The 24,933-nt window shown below is 53.1% G+C and carries 23 protein-coding genes and 1 other annotated feature; of the genes, 6 read left to right on the plus strand and 17 right to left on the minus strand.

Going from position 1 to position 24,933, the window contains the following annotated elements:
* Positions 1–12: 12 nt before the first annotated feature.
* The 3 genes from OGX67_RS05900 to tal all read right to left on the minus strand — a co-directional run bounded on the left by OGX67_RS05900 (position 13) and on the right by tal (position 3,096).
* Positions 13–1,320: an MFS transporter gene (locus tag OGX67_RS05900; RefSeq protein WP_257651255.1), complete on the minus strand. Its 1,308-nt coding sequence runs from the start codon at positions 1,318–1,320 to the stop codon at positions 13–15.
* 124 nt (positions 1,321–1,444) lie between these two features.
* Positions 1,445–2,032 (minus strand): molybdopterin adenylyltransferase, encoded by a 588-nt coding sequence (gene mog, locus OGX67_RS05905; RefSeq protein WP_003018973.1) that lies wholly within the window; start codon positions 2,030–2,032, stop codon positions 1,445–1,447.
* A gap of 110 nt (positions 2,033–2,142) precedes the next feature.
* Positions 2,143–3,096, minus strand: coding sequence for a transaldolase (gene tal, locus OGX67_RS05910; RefSeq protein WP_003018974.1), 954 nt, complete (start codon positions 3,094–3,096; stop codon positions 2,143–2,145).
* A gap of 274 nt (positions 3,097–3,370) precedes the next feature.
* Here tal and OGX67_RS05915 point away from each other — a divergent pair, with 274 nt between their 5' ends.
* Positions 3,371–4,801 (plus strand): alanine/glycine:cation symporter family protein, encoded by a 1,431-nt coding sequence (locus OGX67_RS05915; protein ID WP_003018976.1) that lies wholly within the window; start codon positions 3,371–3,373, stop codon positions 4,799–4,801.
* Positions 4,802–4,878: 77 nt separating this feature from the next.
* Complete coding sequence (yaaA, locus tag OGX67_RS05920) at positions 4,879–5,652, plus strand: peroxide stress protein YaaA (RefSeq protein ID WP_071696561.1); 774 nt, start codon at positions 4,879–4,881, stop codon at positions 5,650–5,652.
* A 43-nt stretch (positions 5,653–5,695) separates the two neighbouring features.
* On the opposite strand, the gene thrC is transcribed toward yaaA, so the two are convergent.
* The 6 genes from thrC to yjjY form a co-directional block, all read right to left on the minus strand.
* Complete coding sequence (gene thrC / locus OGX67_RS05925; RefSeq protein ID WP_115454601.1) at positions 5,696–6,982, minus strand: threonine synthase; 1,287 nt, start codon at positions 6,980–6,982, stop codon at positions 5,696–5,698.
* Between the two features lie 3 nt (positions 6,983–6,985).
* Positions 6,986–7,915, minus strand: coding sequence for a homoserine kinase (gene thrB / locus OGX67_RS05930; RefSeq protein ID WP_048219758.1), 930 nt, complete (start codon positions 7,913–7,915; stop codon positions 6,986–6,988).
* 1 nt (position 7,916) lies between these two features.
* Positions 7,917–10,379 (minus strand): bifunctional aspartate kinase/homoserine dehydrogenase I, encoded by a 2,463-nt coding sequence (gene thrA, locus OGX67_RS05935; RefSeq protein ID WP_204584141.1) that lies wholly within the window; start codon positions 10,377–10,379, stop codon positions 7,917–7,919.
* Between the two features lie 23 nt (positions 10,380–10,402).
* Positions 10,403–10,529, minus strand: a sequence feature (Thr leader region).
* Complete coding sequence (gene thrL, locus OGX67_RS05940) at positions 10,459–10,524, minus strand: thr operon leader peptide (RefSeq protein WP_032337689.1); 66 nt, start codon at positions 10,522–10,524, stop codon at positions 10,459–10,461. It overlaps the preceding feature by 66 nt.
* 206 nt (positions 10,530–10,735) lie before the next feature.
* A complete protein-coding gene (locus OGX67_RS05945; RefSeq protein WP_003018988.1) occupies positions 10,736–11,422 on the minus strand; it encodes a tRNA/rRNA methyltransferase in 687 nt (228 codons plus the stop codon).
* A 398-nt stretch (positions 11,423–11,820) separates the two neighbouring features.
* A complete protein-coding gene (yjjY, locus tag OGX67_RS05950; RefSeq protein WP_042998021.1) occupies positions 11,821–11,961 on the minus strand; it encodes a YjjY family protein in 141 nt (46 codons plus the stop codon).
* A 95-nt stretch (positions 11,962–12,056) separates the two neighbouring features.
* Here yjjY and arcA point away from each other — a divergent pair, with 95 nt between their 5' ends.
* On the plus strand, positions 12,057–12,773 hold the full coding sequence (gene arcA, locus OGX67_RS05955; protein WP_001194359.1) for a two-component system response regulator ArcA: 717 nt from the start codon (positions 12,057–12,059) through the stop codon (positions 12,771–12,773).
* A 60-nt stretch (positions 12,774–12,833) separates the two neighbouring features.
* On the opposite strand, the gene creD is transcribed toward arcA, so the two are convergent.
* Genes creD through creA form a run of 4 tightly spaced genes read right to left on the minus strand, consistent with a single transcriptional unit; the run spans position 12,834 to position 16,852 of the window.
* The gene (gene creD / locus OGX67_RS05960; RefSeq protein ID WP_204584143.1) at positions 12,834–14,195 is read right to left on the minus strand and encodes a cell envelope integrity protein CreD; all 1,362 of its coding nucleotides are present in this window, start codon (positions 14,193–14,195) and stop codon (positions 12,834–12,836) included.
* Between the two features lie 57 nt (positions 14,196–14,252).
* Positions 14,253–15,677, minus strand: a complete 1,425-nt coding sequence (gene creC, locus OGX67_RS05965) for a two-component system sensor histidine kinase CreC (protein ID WP_257651256.1) — start codon at positions 15,675–15,677, stop codon at positions 14,253–14,255.
* Complete coding sequence (gene creB, locus OGX67_RS05970) at positions 15,677–16,366, minus strand: two-component system response regulator CreB (protein ID WP_016149520.1); 690 nt, start codon at positions 16,364–16,366, stop codon at positions 15,677–15,679. The genes creC and creB overlap by 1 nt, the downstream gene beginning before the upstream one ends.
* A 12-nt stretch (positions 16,367–16,378) precedes the next feature.
* The gene (creA, locus tag OGX67_RS05975; protein WP_003018998.1) at positions 16,379–16,852 is read right to left on the minus strand and encodes a protein CreA; all 474 of its coding nucleotides are present in this window, start codon (positions 16,850–16,852) and stop codon (positions 16,379–16,381) included.
* Between the two features lie 211 nt (positions 16,853–17,063).
* Between creA and robA the strand changes: the two genes are divergently transcribed.
* The gene (robA, locus tag OGX67_RS05980; RefSeq protein WP_003837295.1) at positions 17,064–17,933 is read left to right on the plus strand and encodes an MDR efflux pump AcrAB transcriptional activator RobA; all 870 of its coding nucleotides are present in this window, start codon (positions 17,064–17,066) and stop codon (positions 17,931–17,933) included.
* Here robA and gpmB read toward each other — a convergent pair.
* Positions 17,930–18,577 carry a 2,3-diphosphoglycerate-dependent phosphoglycerate mutase GpmB gene (gpmB, locus tag OGX67_RS05985; RefSeq protein ID WP_003019006.1) on the minus strand — a complete coding sequence of 216 codons (648 nt, stop codon included), beginning with the start codon at positions 18,575–18,577 and terminating at the stop codon, positions 17,930–17,932. The two genes, robA and gpmB, sit on opposite strands and share 4 nt — an antisense overlap.
* A 52-nt stretch (positions 18,578–18,629) precedes the next feature.
* On the opposite strand from gpmB, the gene yjjX reads away from it, so the two are divergent.
* Positions 18,630–19,145 carry an inosine/xanthosine triphosphatase gene (gene yjjX, locus OGX67_RS05990; RefSeq protein ID WP_003019009.1) on the plus strand — a complete coding sequence of 172 codons (516 nt, stop codon included), beginning with the start codon at positions 18,630–18,632 and terminating at the stop codon, positions 19,143–19,145.
* Positions 19,146–19,200: 55 nt separating this feature from the next.
* Here yjjX and trpR read toward each other — a convergent pair whose 3' ends face one another.
* Both trpR and sltY read right to left on the minus strand, forming a co-directional pair.
* Positions 19,201–19,527 carry a trp operon repressor gene (trpR, locus tag OGX67_RS05995; RefSeq protein WP_003837292.1) on the minus strand — a complete coding sequence of 109 codons (327 nt, stop codon included), beginning with the start codon at positions 19,525–19,527 and terminating at the stop codon, positions 19,201–19,203.
* Between the two features lie 89 nt (positions 19,528–19,616).
* Positions 19,617–21,554 carry a murein transglycosylase gene (gene sltY, locus OGX67_RS06000; RefSeq protein ID WP_286526135.1) on the minus strand — a complete coding sequence of 646 codons (1,938 nt, stop codon included), beginning with the start codon at positions 21,552–21,554 and terminating at the stop codon, positions 19,617–19,619.
* Between the two features lie 331 nt (positions 21,555–21,885).
* On the opposite strand from sltY, the gene ettA reads away from it, so the two are divergent.
* Positions 21,886–23,553: an energy-dependent translational throttle protein EttA gene (gene ettA / locus OGX67_RS06005; protein WP_003019019.1), complete on the plus strand. Its 1,668-nt coding sequence runs from the start codon at positions 21,886–21,888 to the stop codon at positions 23,551–23,553.
* Positions 23,554–23,652: 99 nt separating this feature from the next.
* Here ettA and nadR read toward each other — a convergent pair whose 3' ends face one another.
* Entirely contained in the window at positions 23,653–24,882 is a 1,230-nt protein-coding gene (gene nadR / locus OGX67_RS06010; RefSeq protein ID WP_003019021.1) for a multifunctional transcriptional regulator/nicotinamide-nucleotide adenylyltransferase/ribosylnicotinamide kinase NadR, read from the minus strand.
* Positions 24,883–24,933 lie beyond the last annotated feature (51 nt).

Below are 24,933 nucleotides of genomic sequence, written 5' to 3' on the forward strand. Positions count from 1 at the left end.
GGGGGATATTCCTTACAAACGCTGTAACTCTCCCTGTACGCTCGTATCGCGATGATAAATATCCTGTCGCAGCCAAATCCCCAGACCTAACCCCACCAGCGATAACGCCAGCACATACCAGGCCGGAGCCATTGGCGACACGCCCATTAACATCGTCACGGCAATTGGCGTCAGACCACCAAAAATGGCATATGAGACGTTATAGGAAAAGGAAATACCGGTAAAACGGACTTCCGCCGGAAACGCCCGCACCATTACATAAGGCACTGCGCCGACCACGCCAACGCATAATCCCACCAGCCCGTATAACAGGAACAAGTGCTGAGGATGGCTGCCGGTCAGGTGATAGAAAAACCAGCTCGAACAGGCCAGCAGCAGGCTGCCGACAATAAAGGTTTTGCTGGCGCCGACCCTGTCGACAATAAATCCGGCCAGCAGACAGCCGACGCACAGCATAATGGTAGCGACACTGTTGGCCTGTAGCGTTAGCGCGGGTGCAAAGCCATACTGCTTCTGCAACCAGACTGGTGACATCAGGATCACCACCACAATCCCGGCCGATAACAACCAGGTCAGCAGCATTGAAATAACCACCGCTTTTTTATGCTTACCCACCACCGACTTCACCGGTAGCTCTTGCGCAAGTGCTTTACGCTGCTGCATTTCGAGGAAGATGGGCGTTTCCTGCAACCAGCGACGCAGGTACATCGCCACCAGCCCAAAAACGCCCCCCAACAGGAACGGGATACGCCAGCCGTAGTCATGCACCGCCTGTTGCGTCAGGTTGGTATTCACCAGCGTCGCAACCACCGATCCCAACAGAATCCCCACCGTCAGCCCGGCGGTCAGCGTGCCACAGGCAATGCCGATGCGGCGCTCCGGTACATGCTCCGCCACGAACACCCACGCGCCCGGCACTTCTCCGCCGATGGCAGCGCCTTGCAAAATGCGCATCAGCAGTAACAACAGCGGTGCGAGGATCCCCATTGAGGCGTAGGTAGGCAAAAGACCAATCGCCAGCGTCGGTATCGCCATCAGCAAAATGCTCAGGGTGAACATTTTCTTACGCCCGACCAGATCGCCAAAGTGCGCCATGATGATGCCACCCAGCGGACGCGCCAGATATCCGGCGGCAAAAATGCCGAAGGTTTGCAGCTGACGTAGCCACTCAGGAATATCTGCCGGAAAGAACAGTTCACCAACAACAGCGGCAAAGAAGACGAAGATAATGAAATCATAAAACTCAAGCGCACCGCCGAGGGCAGCAAGCGTAAGAGTTTTATAATCCTGGCGATTCAGCGGTCGAGTGTGTTGTGACATAGCAAACCATCAGTCAGTGGAGTTATTGAATCTGTCTGTCGATACATGTAAAGCAAAAATTACTATATCGTAAACAATTCAATACTCCACTGTGATTGGCACTTATGTCACGATCGGGCTACTTTCAGGCGTTTGTATCGCGAATTGCGCTTTTAGGACGAAAAGATGCTACAACAGCCGGTGCGGTTTCCACATACGGCCCATCCAGCAACTGTATACAATACGGTACACTTGCAAAAATACCCGGTACGATAACCTTACCGTCGGCATCTTTCACGCCTTCCAGCGTTTCTTTGATCGATTTCGGCTGCCCAGGCAGATTCAGGATCAACGCCTGTTTGCGAATCACACCGACCTGGCGGGAGAGAATAGCCGTTGGCACAAAGTGCAGACTTATCTGGCGCATCTGTTCGCCAAAGCCTGGCATCTGGCGGTCAGCGACGGCAAGCGTAGCATCGGGGGTCACGTCGCGACGTGCCGGACCCGTTCCGCCGGTAGTCAGCACCAGATGACAGCTCATTTCATCCACCAGCTCGCATAAGGTCTGTTCGATGATCGCCTGTTCATCCGGGATCAGTCGCGTTTGCAGCTCAAAAGGGGTGGTAAGGGCAGATGCCAGCCACTCTTCAAGGGCCGGGATACCTTTATCCTGGTAAACGCCGCTGGAAGCACGGTCAGAAATGGAAACCAGGCCAATGCGTAAAGTATTCATGATTATTCCGTTTAAACAGTCTCGTTAAACAGAATGATACACTGCGAAAGGAAGGACAGACAGGTTTCAGAAGAGGTAGCGTGACCCATATCAGGGCCACGCTTAAATGATTACAGCAGATCGCCGATCATTTTTTCCAGTTTACCCTGGTCTACAGCAAACTTACGGATACCGTCCGCCAGTTTATCTACAGCCATCGGATCCTGGTTGTGCTGCCACAGGAACTCAGCTTCGGTGATGCGTGCAGGACGCGCTTTCACTTCGCCGGAGAAGGACAGTTTACGTTCGATAGCGCCTTCGCTTTCCGCCAGCTCTTTCAGCAGTGCCGGAGCAATCGTCAGACGATCGCAGCCTGCCAGCTCAATGATTTCGCCGATGTTACGGAAGCTCGCCCCCATCACCACGGTTTCGTAACCGTGCTGTTTGTAGTACTCGTAGATTTCCGTTACGGAAACCACACCCGGATCTTCTGCCGGTGCATACTCTTTCTTGTCGGTGTTGGCTTTGTACCAGTCAAGAATACGACCAACGAACGGAGAAATCAGGTATACGCCAGCTTCTGCACATGCACGTGCCTGCGCGAAGGAGAACAGCAGAGTCAGGTTACAGTTGATGCCTTCTTTTTCCAGCTGCTCAGCGGCACGGATGCCCTGCCAGGTTGAAGCCAGTTTAATCAGAATGCGATCGTTGCTGATGCCAGCGTCGTTGTACATCTTGATCAGACGTTTTGCTTTCGCGATGGACGCGTCGGTGTCGTAAGACAGACGAGCGTCAACTTCAGTAGAGATACGACCCGGGACCAGTTTCAGGATCTCCAGACCGATATTTACTGCCAGTTTGTCGGTCGCGTCGACGATCTGCTGTGCGCGGTCGTTGCTCTGCTGCTTAGCCCAGGCTACAGCGTCATCAATCAGCTTGCGGTATTCTGGGATCTGCGCTGCGTTAAGAATGAGAGAAGGGTTAGTTGTGGCATCCTGAGGCTGATACAGCTTCATTGCCGCGATGTCTCCGGTGTCGGCCACTACTGTGGTGAACTGACGAAGGGAGGTCAATTTGTCCGTCATGATAGCGATTCTCTTTAAACAGCTTGTTAGGGGGATGTAACCGATCTTCCCTGATGATAGCACGACGCACTCTCAGCGCAACCGCCTGGATTGTCCGACCCGCTGCTCAGCCCTGATTACGCATCTCAAAGCCTGTGATGCGCAATTGCGGGATATAACGATTGTTATGATAAACTCCCGCAATCACTCTCATGACAAGGTATATACTGGTCGATTATTGGTAGCGCTTACACGGAAATCTTCGCGCTTACCGGCATCAACAAGAGGGATGTTAATGCCTGATTTTTTCTCATTTATTAATGAAATACTCTGGGGATCGGTGATGATCTACCTCCTGCTTGGCGCAGGATGTTGGTTCACCTGGCGTACAGGGTTCGTGCAGTTCCGCTACATTCGCCAGTTTGGCACAAGTCTTAAAAACAGCATTAGCCCGCAGCCGGGCGGTTTAACTTCCTTTCAGGCTCTGTGCACCAGCCTTGCCGCGCGTATCGGTAGCGGGAACCTGGCCGGCGTAGCGTTGGCGATCGCCGCTGGCGGCCCTGGAGCCATTTTCTGGATGTGGGTCTCAGCGGTCATTGGTATGGCAACGTCATTCGCCGAGTGCTCACTTGCCCAACTGTATAAAGAACGCGATAGCAAAGGACAGTTCCGCGGTGGTCCTGCGTGGTATATGGCACGTGGTCTGGGCATGCGCTGGATGGGCGTCCTTTTTGCCATCTTTTTACTGATTGCCTATGGACTGATTTTTAACAGCGTTCAGGCGAACTCGGTCTCTCGTGCGTTGACCTTTGCTTTTGACATCCCTCCCCTCTTCTCCGGTATCGCACTGGCAATAGTGTCATTACTGGTCATCGTCGGCGGTATTAAAGGCGTCGCACGCCTGATGCAATGGTTCGTTCCGATGATGGCACTGCTGTGGGTTGGAAGTAGCATCATCATCTGTCTGTGGCATATCGGGCAGCTTCCCGACATTATCGTCACCATTATAAAAAGCGCCTTTGGCTGGCAGGAAGCGGCAGCGGGTGCGGCCGGATATACGCTAAGCCAGGCTATTGCCAACGGTTTTCAACGCGGCATGTTTTCTAACGAAGCCGGAATGGGATCTACGCCGAATGCAGCCGCATCGGCCGCCTCCTGGCCACCGCATCCTGCGGCACAAGGCATTGTGCAAATGATTGGGGTATTAGGCGACACTCTCGTGGTCTGTACGGCTAGCGCGATGATTATTCTGTTGGCAGGCAATGGCACCAGCTATGTGCCAATGGAAGGCATCCAGTTACTTCAAAAAGCAATGGTAACGCTGACGGGAGAATGGGGAGCCGGATTCGTGGCTTTTATTGTGATTCTCTTTGCCTTTAGCTCGATCGTCGCCAACTACATCTATGCGGAGAACAATCTCGTCTTTCTGAAACTGGACAATATGCGCGTCATCTGGCTATTGCGAATCGCTACCATTAGCACCATTATCGGCGGAACGTTTGTCAGCTTCCCGCTGGTCTGGCAGTTGGCCGATATCATTATGGCTTGTATGGCCATTACTAACCTGACAGCGATTCTGCTGCTTTCTCCGGTTGTCCATACCATCGCCAGCGACTATCTGCGCCAGCGTAAACTCGGGGTGCGCCCGGAATTCGATCCGCACCGTTATCCTGATATCAGACAACAGCTTGCCCCCGAAAGCTGGGATGAAACGCCGCGCGGATAGCGCGGCAATCACAACCATCGATCAAATATGTCGTTTTTTTTGCTAAAGTCGCAGTAAATTTCCTGCAAGGACTGGATATGCTGATTCTGATTTCACCTGCAAAAACGCTCGACTACCAAAGTCCGCTGGCAACAACACGCCATACGCTACCCGAACTGCTGGATCACTCTCAGCAGCTTATCCATGTGGCGCGCCAGCTCTCTGCGCCGCAGATTGGCAAGCTGATGGGAATTAGCGACAAACTGGCGGATTTGAATGCCACGCGTTTCCATGACTGGCAGCCTGACTTCACGCCGGACAATGCGCGCCAGGCCATTCTGGCATTTAAGGGCGACGTGTATACCGGGCTGCAGGCTGAAACCTTCAGCGAGGCGGATTTCGACTTCGCTCAGCAGCATTTACGGATGTTGTCCGGACTGTACGGCGTTCTACGTCCGCTGGATTTGATGCAGCCTTATCGTCTGGAGATGGGCATTCGTTTGGCCAATGCGAAGGGTAAAGATCTCTACCAGTTCTGGGGAGATATCATCACCGATAAACTTAATGAAGCACTTGAAGCACAAGGCGACAGCGTGGTGATTAATCTCGCTTCGGATGAGTATTTTAAATCGGTGAAGCCGAAAAAGCTCAATGCCGAGCTGATTAAACCAGTCTTCCTCGACGAGAAAAACGGCAAGTTCAAAGTCATCAGCTTTTATGCCAAGAAAGCGCGCGGCCTGATGAGCCGCTACATCATTGAGAACCGCTTAACGCAGCCGGAACAGCTGACCGCATTTAACAGCGAAGGCTATTTCTTTGATGAAGAATCGTCAGGGAAAGGTGAACTGGTGTTCAAGCGTCACGAGCAGTAGTGTACATGCCGGATGACGGCTAACGCCTCATCCGGCACAAGAATTACCCGCGGGTCATCATCAGCTTACGCAGTTGCGCAAAATCAGCAGGCAGGTGATGAGAAAGCAGCGGCAAGTCCGCGCGTTCCGCCAGCTCTTTTGGCAACGCCAGCGTCAGATCAAGAATCTCTTCAACGCTTTCTTTAAACTTCGCCGGATGCGCAGTACCAAGGAACAGGCCGTACTCGCCAGGGTTCAGTTGGTCACGCAGCGCACGGTAAGCCACCGCCGCATGCGGTTCTGAGGTGTAGCCTATCTCATGTAACTCACGCATGGTGTCCTGGGTCGTGGCATCATCAACGGCGGCATAACCCAGCTCATTCAGACGCCAGATTTTACGGCGGAACAGTTCTTCCACGCGCGGCCAGTTGTTCGGCTGGCTGACATCCATCGCATTCGATAACGTCGCCTGAGTCGCTTTCGGCGCCCACTCACCTTCAGCAAGGAAACGCGGAACCGTATCGTTAACGTTAGTCGCCGCGATAAAACGCTTCACCGGCAAGCCCAGTGATTTCGCCAGCAGCCCGGCGGTCAGATCGCCAAAGTTACCGCTGGGAACAGAAATCACCAGCTGATTCCGCGCCTCTTGCGGTAGCTGAGCCACAGCCTCAAAGTAGTAACAGATTTGCGCCAGCAAACGGCTGATGTTAATTGAATTAGCCGAGTTCAGTCCCAGAGCCACCTTCAGCTCTTCGTCATCAAACGCCTGTTTCACCAGCGCCTGGCAGGCATCAAAATCGCCATCAATCGCTACAGTTTCAATGTTACCGCCCAGCGTACAGAACAGTTTTTCCTGTAATGGGCTGATCTTGCCGTTCGGGTAGAGGATCACCACGCGCACATTTTTCAGGCCATAAAAGGCATGTGCAACCGCCGCGCCAGTATCACCTGAGGTCGCCGTCAGAATGGTTACCGGCTTGTCGCCGCTGATGTGCGTCAGCATTTGCGCCATAAAGCGTCCGCCAAAGTCTTTAAATGCAAGCGTAGGGCCGTGGAACAGTTCCAGACAACCGATATCTGCAGCAACCTGAGCAACCGGTGCCGGAAAAGCAAATGCAGCACGCACGCGTTTTTCCAGAATTTCCTGAGGGATCTCATCACCAATAAATGCGGACAGGATCTTCGCGCTGCGGCTAACGAAGTCCTGGTTCAGCATCTCATCCACTTCTGTCAGATTGAATTCCGGTAGATCGTGCGGAAAAAACAATCCCTGATTCTTGCCAAGCCCTTGCGTGACGGCCTGCGCAAAGCTGACCTGCTCGTTATGATCTTTCAGATTATACAGTTTCATTGATTATCCCAGTACCCGTGCGCCCGCCGTGTCCAGCCGGCAAATATGAACAAAGCCTTCCTGATTTTGCAGGTAATTTTTACTCAGCCAATCTGCTACGCGCTGCGCCGTATCCGGCTTATCGCACAAGGCGAACAGCGTCGGCCCTGACCCGGAGATCCCGCTGGCCAGCGCGCCAATTTCTGTTACCGCCTGACGCGCCTGACTAAAGCCTGGTAGCAAGCGGGTACGATACGGCTCAGCAATGACGTCCTTCATCAGCTTCGCGGCAAGCCCAGGCTGACGGGAATAGCAGGCATGGATAAATCCAGCCAGATGTCGCCCGTGGGCGATACAGTCCTGACGGCGATACTGCGCAGGTAGAATCGCCCGCGCTTCTGCCGTCGACACTTTAATCCCCGGATACGCCAGTACCCATAGCCACTCATCAAAGCCTGGCACCTGCTGGCTAATAATGCCGTTTTCTTCAATCATTAACTGCATGCCGCCCAAAAAGCACGGGGCAACGTTATCGTAATGAATACTGCCGGAGATACGCCCTTCCAGCTCGCCCATTATCGCCAACAGGCGCGTATCGTTGAGCGGCTTACCGCAGTGTTCGTTCATAGCGACTAATGCCGCCACGACGGAACAGGCGCTGGAGCCTAACCCGGAGCCAATCGGCATATTTTTTTCCAGCGTCATCGCCACCGGAACCGTTTTACCCAGCTCCTGGCAGAATCGCTCCCAACACTGATAGACAATATTTTCGCGCGGCTCTGACGGCAGCTTGTTGGCAAAGCGCCCAAGGTTGTTCAGGCTGAACTGATCAGCCGCCTCAACGGTCACCACATCGCCCAACAGCGAACCGTCCACCGGAGTTACCGCCGCACCGAGCACATCAAACCCGACGCTCATATTGGCACTGGAAGCCGGGGCATAAACTCTCACCATGTCAGACTCCTAACTTCCATGAAAGGGTGCGTAGCAGGTCGGCAAAGACGCCCGCTGCCGTCACGTCGTTACCCGCGCCATATCCGCGCAGAACCAACGGTAACGGCTGATAGTAGTGGCTATAGAATGCCAGCGCGTTCTCACCGTTTTTCACTTTAAACAGCGGATCGTTGCCGTCTACTGCATCAATTTTCACGCGACAAACGCCGTCCTCTTCGATATTGCCAACATAACGCAATACTTTTCCCTCATCACGGGCTTTCGCCACGCGCGCGGCAAACACGTCATCCAGCTGCGGTAATTTCGCCATAAACGCGGATACATCACCGGAATCATCAAATTCTTTTGGCAGAACTGGTTCAATGACCACGTCTGAAAGCTCCAGCTCACGACCGGTCTCACGGGCGAGGATCAACAGCTTACGTGCCACATCCATGCCGGAAAGATCGTCACGCGGATCGGGCTCGGTATAGCCCATCTCACGCGCCATGGTGGTGGCTTGCGAGAAGCTCATGCCTTCATCCAGCTTGCCGAAAATAAACGACAGCGAGCCGGAAAGAATACCGGAGAAACGCTGCAATTCATCACCTGCGCTGAGCAGGTTTTGCAGGTTTTCAATTACCGGCAAGCCTGCGCCCACGTTGGTGTCGTAGAGGAATTTACGCCTGGACTTCGCGGCGGCAAAACGCAGCTGATGGTAGTAATCCATCGACGAGGTGTTGGCCTTTTTGTTCGGCGTAACCACATGGAAGCCTTCGCGCAGGAAATCAGCATACTGATCTGCCACCGCCTGGCTTGACGTACAGTCGACAATCACCGGATTAAGCAGATGATATTCTTTCACCAGGCGAATTAAGCGCCCAAGGTTGAAAGGCTCTTTCGCACTTTCCAGCTCCGACTGCCAGTTTTCCAGATTCAGTCCGTGGACGTTGGTCAACAGGGCCTTCGAGTTCGCCACGCCGCACACGCGCAGATCGATATGCTTCTTTTTGAGCCAGGTTTGCTGACGTTTAAGCTGCTCCAGTAGCGCACCGCCCACGCCGCCTACACCAATCACAAACACTTCAATCACCTGGTCGGTGTTGAACAGCATTTGATGGGTCACGCGAACGCCGGTAGTCGCGTCGTCGTTGTTCACCACCACTGAAATAGAACGCTCAGACGAACCCTGGGCGATCGCCACGATATTGATGTTCGCACGAGCCAGCGCGGCAAAGAATTTCGCCGAAATGCCACGCAGAGTACGCATACCATCGCCAACAACAGAGATGATAGCCAGACGCTCAGTCACCGCCAGCGGCTCCAGCAGGCCTTCTTTCAGTTCGAGGTAGAATTCATCCTGCATCGCGCGTTGCGCACGCGCGCAGTCGCCCTGCGGGACGCAGAAGCTGATGCTGTATTCGGAAGAGGATTGGGTGATCAGCACTACCGAGATGCCCGCACGCGACATTGCGGCAAAAACGCGTGCCGCCATACCCACCATGCCTTTCATTCCTGGGCCGGAAACGCTAAACATCGCCATGTTATTGAGATTAGAAATACCTTTTACCGGCAAATCGTCGTCATCACTGCTGGCGCCAATCAACGTGCCAGGCGCTTGTGGATTCCCGGTATTTTTAATCAGGCAAGGGATCTGGAACTGGGCAATAGGGGTAATGGTGCGCGGGTGCAGCACTTTGGCGCCGAAGTAAGAAAGCTCCATCGCTTCCTGATAAGACATCGACTTCAGCAGTCGGGCGTCGGGTACCTGACGCGGATCGCAAGTATATACGCCGTCAACATCGGTCCAGATCTCACAACAATCCGCGCGCAAACAGGCGGCCAGTACGGCGGCAGAGTAGTCGGAGCCATTACGCCCCAGCACCACTAACTCACCTTTCTCATTCCCGGCGGTAAATCCGGCCATCAAAATCATGTGGTCCGCAGGAATACGGCTGGCGGCAATGCGGCGCGTAGATTCGGCGATATCAACGGTAGATTCGAGGTAATGGCCGACTGCCAGCAATTTCTCCACCGGATCGATGACCGTCACGTTGTGCCCGCGCGCTTCCAGCAGGCCAGCCATGATGGCGATCGACATTTTTTCGCCGCGGCAGATAAGCGCGGCATTGATGCTGTCCGGGCACTGTCCCAACAGGCTGATGCCATGCAGGACGTGTTTAATCTGGGCAAACTCTTGTTCAACAAAGGCTTTGAGCGGAGCCAGCGGAAAACCCGTCTGCGCAGCGGCCAAACCCACCAACAGCTCAGAGAAAATACGTTCGGCGTCGCTGATATTGGCTAAAGCATCCTGACCACCGATGGTCTTCTCAATCATCGCCACCAGATGGTTGGTAATTTTTGCGGGGGCAGAGAGCACGGTCGCGACCTGCCCCTGTCTGGCATTGCTTTCCAGAATATCGGCAACCCGCAGAAAGCGCTCTGCATTTGCCACTGATGTACCGCCGAACTTCAACACTCGCATGGTTTACCTCATTGCCTTTGGTCGAAAAAAAAGCCCGCACTGTTTAGGTGCGGGCTTTTTCTTGTGTTTCCTGTACGCGTCAGCCCGCACCGTTACCTGTGGTAATGGTGATGGTTGTGGTAATAGTGATGCTGATGCGTTTCATGATGTTGTGTGCTCTGTAATTATTATCTGTCTGTCTTGTATTCTTTTAGGGTTAAAGTATCTGCTGACCTAAGTCAATAAATTTTTAAATTGATCACATTCCGACACTTGTTCATGAGCGACTGCTTGCCCTTTTACTTTCAACCAATACAGTATGTCTCGCCCACTTGAAACCAGAGTAAAACACCACACAACAAACATTTATCAATACTTTATTTTGTTAGATTTTTTTCTATATCATGTAAAAAACGGTGCAACATTGCCGTGTCTCGCTGCTCTAACAGACCCATTCGCTGTTGCAGCCAGTCCGTCAACTTAATGTCGTCAGAAACGTTCAGCGTGGCTAATAAACGCAAAACACGTTCGCGCAATGCCTGTAGCTGATGCTCATCCGTCATCTCAATGTTTCTGGCCGGTTGTTGTATTAAACCTGCTAATTGATAGCAATATACCATCACCGCCTGCCCCAAATTGAGTGATGGATAGTCAGCCACCATAGGTACCCCGGTGAGGACATCCGCCAGAGCCAATTCTTCGTTGGTCAGCCCCGAATCTTCACGACCAAAAACCAGCGCGGCGTGATCCATCCACGTTGATTTTTCCTGCAACAGGGGAACCAGTTCGACCGGCGTAGCGTAATAATGAAACTTCGCGCGGCTGCGCGCCGTGGTCGCGACGGTAAAATCCACGTCGTGAAGCGCCTCGGCTAACGTTGGAAAAACGTTAATATTATCAATAATATCACCCGAACCATGCGCAACCCATCGCGTGGCGGGTTCCAGGTGGGCCTCGCTGTCAACGATTCGCAACTGGGTGAATCCCATGGTCTTCATCGCACGGGCTGCCGCACCAATATTTTCCGCTCTGGCGGGGGCAACCAGAATAATTGTTAAACGCATTTCGATACTCTTTTGGCCTGTGTGCAGGTAATAATGTGACATGCATCAACATATTACGCAGCGAGAATTTACATATTTTTAACATGAATCACTGAAAAAGCATTTCGCATCCGGTAAAAAATGCTAAACTATTTCCAGACTGAATTATTGCCCTTTATGTTAACAAAAGTTGCATATCCTTCTGTTTATCCATGATAATTTAATTTAAAATGGATCGCATTGGTTGGATTCATTACATTTATTAATTAGCGCGTGCAACTAGTTGTAATATTGCAATTTTGTGATGAAAGCAAACATTTGGATACGTTGATTTCATCAAACTGTTAACGTGCTACAATTGAACTTGATATATGTCAACGAAGCGTAGTTTTATTGGGTGTCCGGCATGTCTTAGCCTGTTATGTTGCTGTTAAAATGGTTAGGATGACAGCCGTTTTTGACACTGTCGGGTCCAGAGGGAAACTACCCACGACCAAGCTAATGATGTTGTTGACGTTGATGGAAAGTGCATCAAGAACGCAATTACGTACTTTAGTCATGTTACGCCGATCATGTTAATTTACGGCATGCATCAGGCAGGTCAGGGACTTTTGTACTTCCTGTTTCGATTTAGTTGGCAATTTAGGTAGCAAACATGCAGACCCCGCACATTCTTATCGTTGAAGACGAGTTAGTAACACGCAACACGTTGAAAAGCATTTTCGAAGCAGAAGGCTATGATGTATTCGAAGCGACAGATGGCGCGGAAATGCATCAGATTCTCTCTGAATATGACATCAACCTTGTGATTATGGATATCAATCTGCCTGGGAAAAATGGCCTCCTGTTAGCGCGCGAACTCCGCGAACAAGCTAACGTTGCGCTGATGTTCCTGACGGGCCGTGATAACGAAGTCGATAAAATTCTCGGCCTCGAAATCGGCGCAGACGATTACATCACCAAGCCGTTTAACCCGCGCGAACTGACTATCCGTGCTCGTAACCTGCTGTCGCGTACCATGAACCTGGGTACCGTCAGCGAAGAACGCCGTAGCGTCGAGAGCTACAAATTCAATGGCTGGGAGCTGGACATCAACAGCCGCTCTCTGATTGGTCCTGATGGCGAGCAGTATAAACTGCCACGCAGCGAATTCCGCGCCATGCTTCACTTCTGTGAGAATCCGGGCAAAATCCAGTCTCGCGCAGAACTGCTGAAAAAAATGACCGGTCGCGAACTGAAGCCGCATGACCGTACCGTTGACGTGACTATCCGCCGCATTCGTAAACATTTCGAATCAACGCCGGATACGCCAGAAATCATCGCCACCATTCACGGTGAAGGCTACCGTTTCTGCGGCGACCTGCAGGATTAATTCAATCCTCACAGGTAAAAAAACGGCGCAATATGCGCCGTTTTTCATTTCACCACAGCCCTATTTCCATAAGCGAAACTCGTCACTCTGCGCAGGCTGAGACTCCGAAATTTCTGTCGGCTTTGGTTTTGGCTGTGCCAGCGAGTGCCAGTCAAGATGACGCGTCAGGAACATCACGCCACACAACGCGACCAACAGCACGCCGGTTCCCAGCAGTAAAGAGCTGTCCTGTGAACGGAGCAACACCCACATCACACCGTCCAGCCCCAGCAGCGCTACGGTGAACAAAATACTCTTACGCCAACCCTGTAATATCGCCTGCAGATACACACCGTTCATCAACGCCCCCACCAGACTGGCCGTAATCCACGCGGCGGTAAAACCAATATGTTCTGACAACGCCAGCAGCAACAGATAAAACATCACCAGCGATAATCCCACCAGCAGGTACTGCATCGGGTGCAGTCGAAGGCTGGTCATGCTTTCAAGGACAAAGAAAGACATAAAGGTCAGCACAATTAGCAAAATGGCATATTTTGTCGCCCTGTCCGTCAGTTGGTATTGATCCGCAGGCGTGGCGACAGCGACGCTAAATGCAGGCATTCCCTCCCAGCCAATCTTTTCGCCATCAAAGCGTTCGCCGAGGTTATTGGCAAACCAACTGCTTTGCCACTGGGCATTGAATCCAGACTTACTGATTTCGCGCTTAGCCGGAAGAAAATCCCCAAGAAAGTTGGGATGCGACCAATTGCTGGTTAAGGTCATTTCACTGTTACGGCCAACCGGAACAACGGAGAAATCTCCTGTTCCGCTCAAATTCAGCAACAGCGTCATGCTCAGGTTTTGCTCCGCCCAGCTCGCGTCGTGTAACGGAATGTGAATCCCCTGCGCACGTCCATCCAGCCCCGTCCCCGGCTCAACCGCCAGCGACGTTCCATTGACCTGCGGCGCTTGCACCACACCAATCCCGCGCGCATCCCCCACGCCAACCACGATAAACGGTTTGCCGACGCTGACATTGGGATGGTTTAAATCACGCAAACGTTCAGCGTTAAACTCGGCCTTCACCGAGAGGTCATTGTGCCAGACCTGGCCCTCATAAATACCGATTTTACGCGCTTCAACGTTCTGACTCCCCTCAACCAGCAACGACTCCGGCAGCCAGAAATGGATATAGCTTCGCTTACGCTGGATCTCTTTGCCATCCTCCAGCGAGGTATAAAGCTCTGTCACCGGAATGGCTATCAACGGGCCGACCATCTTTTGCGGTCCGCTGGTGCTCTGGCGGATTGCATCTTCAACATCATTGCGATAATCCGATCGCTCTACGATTATCTGCCTGACCATTGTCAGGGGAATTAACAGCAGCAGCATGGCGCCACCCAGAGTGACGATTTTCCAGAACAGGGGTGATTTCAACATAGCGTTCTCCTTTGCAATATCAGCAAGGTAGAACAGCTATGTGCGGAGAATTTGAAGTTATGTGAAGTGACGGTGAAGCGTAAACGAAGCTTGTGCGCCGCCCTCTGGTCGGTTAGATAATGTCACCGCGCCTTCATGCAGTCGTGCAACTTCACTGACAAACGCCAGCCCCAAACCGCTGCTCTTGTGTCCATTCTCGCGGGGCAGCGAGTAGAAGCGCTCAAAAATACGTGGCAACGCAAAGTCAGGGATCCCGCTACCGCTGTCGGTAACCTGCAACGTGACCCGATCCTCGTGCTGATGTGCACTCAGCACAATCGTCCCGTCCTGTGGCGTAAAGTCGATAGCGTTGTCGAGTAAATTCCCCAATGCCTGCTCCAGTAACGCGGGATCGGCTGCGACGCTAAGCGATGAAGGCAAAATGGTCAGCGTGATGTTTTTTGCCGCCAGCTGCACGCTACGCGCCTCTTTGAGCTGAGCAAACAGTACATCTACCGCCACTGGCGTCAACGTAATGTCCTGCCGATTCTCCAGTCGCGCCTGACGTAACAAGGTTTCAACCAGCGCCTGCATGCGCGCATTTTGCGTCAGAATATTATCGGTAAAGCGCGCTACCACATTTGGCGGCGGACCTTCGCGCAGTATCTCTGCCGCGCCACGAATGGCCGCCAGCGGGCTTTTCAGCTCATGCGTTAACGCGTAGACATACTGCTCAATGTAGTTCTTGCCTTCGAGCTTCAGACGCATACTTTCCAGCGCCTGCGCCAGTTTGCGTAACTCGCTACTGCCTAAATCAGGCAGTGGGACGGGGCGATTCTCAGTAACGGAGTCGGCATAACGCGCCAGCCGGGCAATGGAGCGGTTTATCCACCATACCATCCCGAAGCCAATCACCAGGGCAATACCCAGCAATACGGCGCTGGCCCACAGCATTCGCCGTTCACTGCGTTTAATCACCGGCGCCATCGCTGCATTTGGTTTGCCGACACTGAGCACACCGATAATACGACCACCGTCTACAATCGGCGCGGCAACGTACATCACCGAGCTTTCCGGATCATCCGGGTTTTGCGGCGTACTACGAGCGCCATACTGCCCACGTAACGTTAACCACACGTCGTTCCAGCGGGAGTAGTCCTGACCGACGGCCTGGTTAGCTGAATCAAACACCACCTTGCCCTGCGCGTCCGTCATGTAGACATGGTATTCATTACGTACTTTGTTAATGCCGCTGATATTGGCGCGGAATGGGCGGTTATGCAGTTGCGAAAAGGCCTGCGCAAGCTTGCCGTTGGCGGGGGTATCAGAGAGTAAGTCATCACGCGCCAGCACAGCCAGCAGCGTGGCGGTATCAATCAATGTGCCCTCAGTCGCTCGACGGACGCCTGGCTTAATTTCCTGCACAAAGATAGACAGAACGAACCAGGCAGCGACGGCAACAATCAGAAAATAGCCGAGCAGCAAACGCATGCCAATGCGCATCAGACGCTCCTCAGGCTGTATCCCATACCACGATGCGTATTGATGGGGGAAAGCTCGGGGTTGATGGCCCGCAGCTTGGCGCGCAGCGTTTTGATGTGGGTATCGACCGTTCTGTCAAAGGTATCCTGCGCATCGGCCCAGACTAAATCCATCAGTTGTTGGCGGGAGTAAATACGTCCCGGCGACATCAGGAATGTTTTCAGCAGCAGGAATTCATAGCGCGTCAGGTTCAACGGCATGCCGAACCAGGTAATCTGCGCGGCCAGCTCATTAAGTTCAAAATCCCCACAGCGCGTTGTCAATGAAGGCGTGGAGAATTTTTGCACCCGCCGCAGCAGCGTACGCACACGAGCGCACACTTCACGCGGCGAGAAAGGCTTGGCAACATAGTCATCCGCGCCAATTTCCAGCCCCAACAGGCGATCCACTTCATCGCTGCGTGCGGTCAGAAACAGGATCGGCAACGCCGGGTGGCGTTCAAGTAAACGTCGGCACAGTTCAAAACCGCTTATATCCGGTAGCCCGACATCCAGAATGATGGCATCAGGGCATTGCTGGCGAGATTTCTCCAGCACGGGAAATCCGCGCTCAAACGCCTCTACGCTAAACCCCTCTTGCTGCAGCATGTAGATAAGCGTATCAGCGATTCCCTGCTCATCCTCAACCAACCAGATCAACGGCTGTTGCATTGTGCTTCCTTGTTATTGCCGCCACGGCATGATGGGTACCGCGCTAATGGCATTTTTGGGCGATCCATCGACGACTTTATCTGAATAAGCCAGATAGGCCAGCGCATTACGTTTCGCATCGTAAAAACGCACGACCTGTAAAGATTTAAACACCAGCGAGGTACGTTTTTTAAATACCACTTCGCCCTGAGCTTTACCGTTCTTGATTCTGTCGCTCAGTTCTACCGGCCCAACCTGCTGGCAGGAAATGGCGGCATCGGAGGTATCTTCCGCCAGCCCCAGACCACCTTTGATGCCGCCAGTCTTCGCCCGACTCACGTAGCAGGTCACGTTGGTAACATCCGGATCGTCAAACGCTTCGACCACAATTTTATGATCCGGGCCGAACATTTTGAACACCGTATCGACAGATCCAATCTGCTCCGCATGGGCAACCTGCGCCAACATCAGCAGAATTGAGGAAATGACTAAGCTCTTATATTTCATATTGTTACCATTTTTAAAAGTTACTCTGTGCAATTATTCGACATTCTAAGATAAAACGTATACAGATCACAGGATTACAATAATCACGCTTTCGTATGTCCGAAAAAAGCATTTATGAGCAAAAAAAACACTGAATGCTAAAACAGCAAAAAATGCTATTATCCTCATACCTGACGTCAGGTACTCGTTGTTGAAAGGATGAGGATATTTTATGGATCAGGCTGGCATTATTCGCGACCTATTAATCTGGCTGGAAGGTCATCTGGATCAGCCTTTGTCGCTTGACAATGTGGCGGCAAAAGCGGGCTATTCCAAGTGGCACCTGCAGAGAATGTTTAAGGACGTGACGGGCCATGCTATTGGCGCCTATATCCGCGCCCGTCGTTTATCGAAATCTGCAGTGGCGCTGCGCCTGACTGCGCGCCCAATTTTGGATATTGCGCTGCAATATCGCTTCGACTCTCAACAAACCTTTACTCGCGCGTTCAAGAAACAGTTTTCCCAAACGCCTGCGCTGTATCGTCGCTCCCCGGAATGGAGTGCGTTTGGTATTCGCCCGCCAATGCGCCTGGGTGAATTTGCGATGCCTGCGCACGAGTTTGTCACCCTGGAAGATACGCAACTACTCGGCACCACGCAAAGCTATTCCTGCTCGCTGGAACAGATTTCAGATTTCCGTCATGAAATGCGTATTCAGTTCTGGCGCGACTTCCTCAGTCAGGCTCCTGCGATCCCGCCAGTCCTGTACGGGCTTAACGAAACGCGTCCGAGCATTGAAAAAGATGACGAGCAGGAAGTGTTTTACACCACTGCACTGACGCCGGAACAGGCCAATGGCTATGTGCCGTCGGCGCAGCCTATCCTGTTACAGGGTGGCGAGTACGTGATGTTTACCTACGAAGGGCTGGGAACCGGCGTGCAAGAGTTTATCCTGACGGTTTACGGCACATGCATGCCAATGCTGAACCTGACGCGCCGTAAAGGACAGGATATCGAGCGATATTACCCGGCAGAAGATGCCAAAGCGGGAGATCGCCCGATCAACCTGCGCTGCGAATTCCTGATTCCGATTCGCCGCTAGCGCTGTAGTTCATCCAACGCAGGGGCGTCCAGATGTGAGATGTCCCCTGCCGTTTCAACGACCCATCCCGGCGCCAGCCATAAGCTTTCCTGGTAATCAACGCGAGAAATAGAACAGTTGCGCAGACGCAAGCGACGTTCAGCCCATGCCGGTAATCCAAGAATTGTACTCACCAGGCAACCCAGCGCGATACCGTGACTGACCAGCAGCGGACGACTTCCCGGCGGCAATTCCAGACAGGATGCCAGCGCTGCGTTGACGCGATCGCTCAATTCCTGCATCGATTCCCCTTCCGGGATACGACCATCCACCGTACCGTTCACCAACTGGCGACGCCAGCCCTCTTCCTCCGGCGTCAGCGTATCGATGTGACGTTTTTCCAGCACACCCATATTTAGCTCGCGCAGACGGGAGTCATAGGTGATATCACAGCCACAGGCCTGGGCGATGATTTCTGCGGTGCGTCGTGTACGACCAAGATCGCTACTGATGACATGCGTAATACCAAACGAGCGAGCGCGTTCACCCACCTGCATGGCTTGCTGTTCACCTTTAGCGGTTAGTGGGCTGTCTGACTGGCCTTGAATACGTCGCTCGGCGTTCCACTGCGTTTCGCCATGGCGAACAAGGTATACCTGTAACATGCTTTTTTTCCGTTATACTGCGATGCGATGAATTTTCAAACTGAGCTTAATTATGCACAAGGTTATCTCTGCGACCACCAATCCTGCCAAAATTCAGGCAATTCTGCGGGCATTTGAAGAGATTTTCGGGGAAGGATCCTGCCATATTGAACCCGTCGCCGTCGAGAGTGGCGTGCCGGAACAACCTTTCGGAAACCAGGAAACGCGCACTGGCGCACGAAATCGCGTTGATAACGCTCGCCGCCAGCACCCGCAGGCTGATTTCTGGGTCGCCATTGAAGCAGGAATTGACGACGATGCCACCTTCAGTTGGGTAGTAATTGATAACGGCATCCAGCGCGGTGAAGCCCGTTCAGCCACGCTGCCTTTGCCTACTGTCATTCTCGACAGAGTCCGCAAAGGTGAAGCACTCGGCCCGGTGATGTCGGACTATACAGGTATTGATGAGATTGGCCGTAAAGAGGGCGCAATCGGCGTCTTTACCGCGGGTAAGCTGACGCGTTCGAGCGTCTACCACCAGGCGGTGATTCTGGCGCTCAGCCCGTTTCATAACGCGGTGTATTTATAGCATTGTGCCGGATGTTCAATCGTAGGCCGGATAAGGCAAAGCCACATCCGGCGGATCAATTTTTCCCGAGCAACACCTGTTCCAGCCACTGACGCAGATCCACCGGTGCGGATTTGAGGCTGTTCGACCCTCGCGTAATAGTAGCAATCCCCGCCCCGAGCTCGTTTTTAAGCTCACGCTGGCTCATCTCACCGCGCAGCAGCTCTTCAATGATACGCACACGCGTGCCCAACGCTTCACGCTCATCCGGCGTTAACATCAAATTGAGCAGTGGCAGGTGTAAATCTTGTTCGTAGGCGTGTTTAAGCAGATCGACAAAACGTAACCACTCCTGGTGACGTTGTTCTGCCATCTCTGCTGAATAGGGTGATTGCTGAGTCATAAGATATCGCCATCGTTGCGGGGGAAGCGTGCTTGCCTCCCCCTTTTGTACTCTTTAACGAGTACGATAGCATAACACAATCGACACGATCAGTAACGACGTTGCCATTCTGCGTCGCTCATCAACTCCGGTTTATCGCCGAGGAAATAGCGATAGTACGCATCGTAAGCCAGCACGTTCTTCACATAACCACGCGTCTCTGAGAATGGAATGCTCTCGACAAACGCGACGGCATCAATGCGGCCAGCGCTATTGCCAAGCCAGGTGCGAACGCGTCCCGGACCGGCGTTATAGGCTGCTGACGCAAAGATGCGGTTATTGCCAAATTGCTGATACACGTACTGCAAATAGCTGGTTCCGATGTTGATGTTGGTATCAGGATCCAATAGCTGGCTCGGACTGCTGTAACCTGGAATCGAGAACATTTTCACCGTATGCGTCGCCGTACCCGGCATAATCTGCATCAGCCCGCTTGCGCCAACCGGTGATTTCACTTTCGGGTTCCAGGCGCTTTCCTGACGCGCTATCGCCATCGCATAGCTTGGCTGAATATCCTTGCCGCTGGTGTAACGGGTAAAAAGATCTTTATAGGCCAACGGGAATCGCTCTTCCAGATGATCCCACAACTTTCCGGCGATCGTCGCCTGAACGCTTAGATCCCACCAGTGATTGTTGAACGCGTAACGCGCCAACTGAGCCTGCTCGGACTTGGTACGGCTGGTGACCAGATTCGCCCATTCACTGCGCGCGGTATTATCCATGTTCCAGTACATTAGCTCGCGTACGCGTGCCATTTCCGGGCCCTGAGTCAGCGCAGAATCAACGTTAGCTGGTGCTTTATCCACTTTCAGCTCGTACTCTTCGCCCAGGCGCTGTGCCGCCACCATCGGATAGAAACCGCGCTGCTGCATGAGTTGGTGCAGGATCTCTTTGGCTTCCGCATCGCGTCCGCGCTCCAGCAGCAGATCCGCTTGCCAGTAGCGCCACTCATCTTTTTCTTTGGCTTCCATTGGCAGACGCGCCAGCCAGGTATTCAGGCCACGACGATCGCCGGTTCCCAGCGCCATGCGCACCCGGCGCTCCACAAGCGAGGTGGAGTTGGAGCGCATAATCGCATCATCACGCCATTTGGCCTGCTCGTCGGTAACGTCATTGCCCATCAGACGCCAGGCGACAATGTCGCGCAGCTCCTGGGTTTGCTCGTCATTAAGCTGTTGCGCCTGCACCAGGGAAGGGATCATCAGGCGGGCATTCTCCACATCCTGACGCGCCACGCTGGCAAAGGCGACCGCCGCCATCTGTCGGGTGAAATCCGTTGCGCCGGTGGTGCGAGCAAAGGTCATTACCGAATTCGGATCGTTGGCCAGCGCGATGATCGCTGAAGCAATGGTTTGGTATTGCGCGGGCATCTGTCCGGCCAACGCCGTGACCAGTCCGGTATTCCCGGCTTTCATCGCCAGACGAATACGTTCCAGATACGCCAGCGGATCCTGAGTGCCTGAGGCACGCCATACGCCGAATAATTTGTCACAGGCGTTCGGCTGACTTTTTCCGCTCAGCCACAGTTCTTTCGCCCCCTGCCAGGCTTCTTCAGTTTGTCCGGTACTCCATTTCGCGAAGTAATAGTTACATTGCGCTTCGGTGGTGCCCGGTTTTTCCGGACTGAACGCCAGCAGCCCACGCCAGTCTTCGCGGCGCGCCAGTTCATTCACGAAACGAGATTGCAGAGTACGCGCCGGGGGCAGCGTCGGGTTGGCGCGCACAAAATTGGTGACGGTAATGGTGGGCTGATTCATCAGAACGTCAGTGATCTGGCGATATTCCAGATAAGGATACAGAGGGTAGTTCTTCAGGCCAGGCATCATCTGCTCTACGACATCCATCTGTCGGTTATCCCAGGCCTGCTTAATTTGCGCATAGCGATTGCGCTGCTCATCCAGGGAATCCGCTCGCGCTACTTGACTGACCGTCAGCAGACATACGCTGGCAGCCAGCAGGCGCCAGGTAAATTGTTTGGCTTTGTCCACAAGCTCTTCCTCTTCTCATGTTACGTCTGTGCAGCATCATGCCGCTTAATTCATTCATGCTAACCAGACATTGCAGAATGCGCCACGTCACGGACACTTTTTTACTTTTGTTGCGAGTGGGATCTGCTGGCTGGGATTGGACAATGAAAAAGGCTACACTTCGCCTTTGATAACTATTTACCAATAATTAGCCCTAAATAATTCAAGTTGCAGCAAGGCGGCGAGGAAGTGAATCCCCTGAGCGTACAAAAGTACGTGACTGGGGTGAACGACACAGCCAACGCATCTGCGGCTTGAAGTATGACGGGATAAACATAGAGGCGAGTCCAACGTGGCCCAATTCGTTTATACCATGCATCGTGTCGGCAAGGTCGTTCCGCCGAAACGTCATATTCTTAAAAACATCTCACTGAGCTTCTTCCCTGGCGCCAAAATCGGTGTTCTCGGTCTGAACGGTGCGGGTAAATCTACCCTGCTGCGCATCATGGCCGGTATTGATACTGATATCGAAGGTGAAGCTCGCCCACAGCCTGGCATTAAAATCGGTTACCTGCCACAGGAACCAAAACTGAACCCGGAACATACCGTTCGTGAATCCGTGGAAGAAGCGGTTGCCGAAGTGGTTAACGCGCTGAAAGGTCTGGATGAAGTGTACGCCAAGTACGCCGAACCGGACGCTGACTTCGATAAGCTGGCCGCACAGCAGGGCAAGTTTGAAGAGATCATTCAGGCGCACGACGGTCATAACCTGAACGTGCAGCTTGAGCGTGCCGCTGACGCCCTGCGTCTGCCGGACTGGGACGCTAAAATTGAGAATCTCTCCGGTGGTGAACGCCGCCGCGTCGCGCTGTGCCGCCTGCTGCTGGAAAAACCAGACATGCTGCTGCTCGACGAACCGACTAACCACCTGGACGCCGAATCCGTCGCGTGGCTGGAACGCTTCCTGCACGACTTCGAAGGTACCGTGGTGGCGATTACCCACGACCGTTACTTCCTCGACAACGTTGCCGGCTGGATCCTGGAGCTGGACCGTGGTGAAGGTATTCCATGGGAAGGTAACTACTCTTCCTGGCTGGAGCAGAAAGATCAGCGTCTGGCCCAGGAAGCCTCTCAGGAAGCGGCTCGCCGTAAATCCATTGAGAAAGAGCTGGAGTGGGTTCGTCAGGGCGCGAAAGGCCGTCAGTCTAAGGGCAAAGCCCGTCTGGCACGCTTTGAAGAGCTGAACAACACTGAATACCAGAAACGTAACGAAACCAACGAATTGTTTATCCCACCTGGAGCACGTCTGGGCGATAAAGTCGTTGAAGTTACCAATCTGCGTAAATCCTACGGGGATCGCGTGCTGATTGACGACCTGAGCTTCTCGGTACCGAAAGGCGCTATCGTCGGCATCATCGGTCCGAACGGTGCGGGTAAATCAACCCTGTTCCGTATGATGTCCGGCCAGGAACAGCCTGACAGCGGTACCATCACGCTGGGTGAAACCGTCAAACTGGCCTCCGTTGACCAGTTCCGTGACGCCATGGACAACAGCAAAACCGTGTGGGAAGAAGTGTCCGGCGGGCTGGATATCATGAAGATCGGCAACACCGAAATGCCAAGCCGTGCCTACGTGGGCCGCTTCAACTTCAAAGGTGTGGATCAGGGTAAACGCGTTGGCGAGTTGTCCGGCGGTGAGCGTGGTCGTCTGCACCTGGCGAAGCTGCTGCAAGTTGGCGGCAACATGCTGCTGCTCGATGAACCAACCAACGACCTGGATATCGAAACCCTGCGCGCGCTGGAAAACGCCCTGCTGGAGTTCCCGGGCTGCGCGATGGTTATCTCGCACGACCGTTGGTTCCTTGACCGTATCGCGACCCACATTCTGGATTACCAGGATGAGGGTAAGGTTGAGTTCTTCGAAGGTAACTTTACCGAATACGAAGAGTACAAGAAACGCACGCTGGGCGCCGATGCGCTGGAGCCGAAGCGTATTAAGTACAAGCGTATTTCTAAGTAATTAGCGTTAAGCGCCGGATGGCGGCGTCATGCCACATCCGGCCTACGAGGTTAGTGCGACTTGTAGGCCGGATAAGCGCAGCGCATCCGGCATTAAAACCTACCTCTGCTCGCCCATCAACTCTTTCACCAACTCCACGCAGCGCAGGAAGCGACCATCGTAGTCCGGCTCCTGAACGTGCACAAAATTGATATTGTTCTCCTGCAGCATCTCGACCAACAGCGTCTGAAACGCTTTTCTGTCAACCGAACTTCCAAGGCTGCGCAAGCCATCCGCTACCCACGGGGTGTTGTTTTCCAGCAGGATAACCAGGTCGAAGCGATACTCGTCAATCAGCGCTTGCACAAACGGGTGTTCACGCCCTTCATACTTTTTGCAGAAAGCCTGAGTGGTCACAAAATCGGTGTCGATGAACGCCACTTTATTGGCGTACTTAACAGCAAAATCAATGTATTGTGCTTGTCCCAGGGCGATTTTATCGTAGTCAGAATACTGTAATGCCATCTCGTCGCCGCCCAAATGGGAGAAGACGTAATCACGCCCATATTCCCACGCACTGGTGGTGTTAAAGATGTTGGCGAGCTTGTTCACCAGCGTCGATTTACCGCTCGACTCCCCGCCGAGGATCGCCACGGTGCGCACGAAAAACGGCTTCACTTCGGTCGGAATATACTCCCAGTAGCGAAACGGGTTTTCACGGATTTGCCCGCCGCTGATGCTCATAAACGTCCGTTTGGGATCCACCAGCACGGTTTCGATCCCCAGATGTTCGAGATACTGCGGGGCATCTGATTCTTCAGAGGTGTAGATCCAGTTTGGCTGGATCCCTTTCTCCTGCATAAACGTTTTGATCCCGTTGCTCCACACGTCCCAACCGTGTGGATACGGCTCCATGCCCTCTTCGTTGAAGGCATGAATACGGATATTTTTCTGATACTTAAAGGTTTGCAGCAGCCAGCGTAGACGATCGGGCACCGTAGGCTGTTGCGACATGGCACTGTCTTCAAACAGGCTGCGATCGCGCGTGTCGTCATAGCCCATGATGATATGCAGTTCATCAACCTGACTACAGGCGCGCTGGATAAGATAGATATGGCCGGTATGCAGCGGATAAAACTTACCAAATACCACACCGATATTTTTCTGCTGGCGCGGAAACTCCAGTCCGAGAAAACGGTGCAACGCCTCCAGCTTTTGCGCGCTGGGGCTTTTAATTTTGGCATTCAGAAGCTGGCTTAGATATCCCTTGGTCATGCCACTGGCATCTGCCACCTGTTGCAGGGTACAACCCTTTTTCTTAATGGCGGTTTTCAGATAATCAAATGACACAAGAGCCTCCTGCTGGAAAAATCGCGTAACACTGCCTGATGACGCATCGCT

This window comes from Citrobacter sp. Cf118, from assembly GCF_030334095.1.
In the GTDB taxonomy this organism is placed as follows: domain Bacteria; phylum Pseudomonadota; class Gammaproteobacteria; order Enterobacterales; family Enterobacteriaceae; genus Citrobacter; species Citrobacter freundii.

What these genes read in the sequence shown, in the direction of transcription:
- OGX67_RS05900 (WP_257651255.1), bottom strand. Translation starts at nt 1,320, where the DNA reads ATGTCACAACACACTCGACCGCTGAATCGCCAGGATTATAAAACTCTT.
- mog (WP_003018973.1), bottom strand. Translation starts at nt 2,032, where the DNA reads ATGAATACTTTACGCATTGGCCTGGTTTCCATTTCTGACCGTGCTTCC.
- tal (WP_003018974.1), bottom strand. Translation starts at nt 3,096, where the DNA reads ATGACGGACAAATTGACCTCCCTTCGTCAGTTCACCACAGTAGTGGCC.
- OGX67_RS05915 (WP_003018976.1), top strand. Translation starts at nt 3,371, where the DNA reads ATGCCTGATTTTTTCTCATTTATTAATGAAATACTCTGGGGATCGGTG.
- yaaA (WP_071696561.1), top strand. Translation starts at nt 4,879, where the DNA reads ATGCTGATTCTGATTTCACCTGCAAAAACGCTCGACTACCAAAGTCCG.
- thrC (WP_115454601.1), bottom strand. Translation starts at nt 6,982, where the DNA reads ATGAAACTGTATAATCTGAAAGATCATAACGAGCAGGTCAGCTTTGCG.
- thrB (WP_048219758.1), bottom strand. Translation starts at nt 7,915, where the DNA reads ATGGTGAGAGTTTATGCCCCGGCTTCCAGTGCCAATATGAGCGTCGGG.
- thrA (WP_204584141.1), bottom strand. Translation starts at nt 10,379, where the DNA reads ATGCGAGTGTTGAAGTTCGGCGGTACATCAGTGGCAAATGCAGAGCGC.
- OGX67_RS05945 (WP_003018988.1), bottom strand. Translation starts at nt 11,422, where the DNA reads ATGCGTTTAACAATTATTCTGGTTGCCCCCGCCAGAGCGGAAAATATT.
- yjjY (WP_042998021.1), bottom strand. Translation starts at nt 11,961, where the DNA reads ATGACTAAAGTACGTAATTGCGTTCTTGATGCACTTTCCATCAACGTC.
- arcA (WP_001194359.1), top strand. Translation starts at nt 12,057, where the DNA reads ATGCAGACCCCGCACATTCTTATCGTTGAAGACGAGTTAGTAACACGC.
- creD (WP_204584143.1), bottom strand. Translation starts at nt 14,195, where the DNA reads ATGTTGAAATCACCCCTGTTCTGGAAAATCGTCACTCTGGGTGGCGCC.
- creC (WP_257651256.1), bottom strand. Translation starts at nt 15,677, where the DNA reads ATGCGCATTGGCATGCGTTTGCTGCTCGGCTATTTTCTGATTGTTGCC.
- creB (WP_016149520.1), bottom strand. Translation starts at nt 16,366, where the DNA reads ATGCAACAGCCGTTGATCTGGTTGGTTGAGGATGAGCAGGGAATCGCT.
- creA (WP_003018998.1), bottom strand. Translation starts at nt 16,852, where the DNA reads ATGAAATATAAGAGCTTAGTCATTTCCTCAATTCTGCTGATGTTGGCG.
- robA (WP_003837295.1), top strand. Translation starts at nt 17,064, where the DNA reads ATGGATCAGGCTGGCATTATTCGCGACCTATTAATCTGGCTGGAAGGT.
- gpmB (WP_003019006.1), bottom strand. Translation starts at nt 18,577, where the DNA reads ATGTTACAGGTATACCTTGTTCGCCATGGCGAAACGCAGTGGAACGCC.
- yjjX (WP_003019009.1), top strand. Translation starts at nt 18,630, where the DNA reads ATGCACAAGGTTATCTCTGCGACCACCAATCCTGCCAAAATTCAGGCA.
- trpR (WP_003837292.1), bottom strand. Translation starts at nt 19,527, where the DNA reads ATGACTCAGCAATCACCCTATTCAGCAGAGATGGCAGAACAACGTCAC.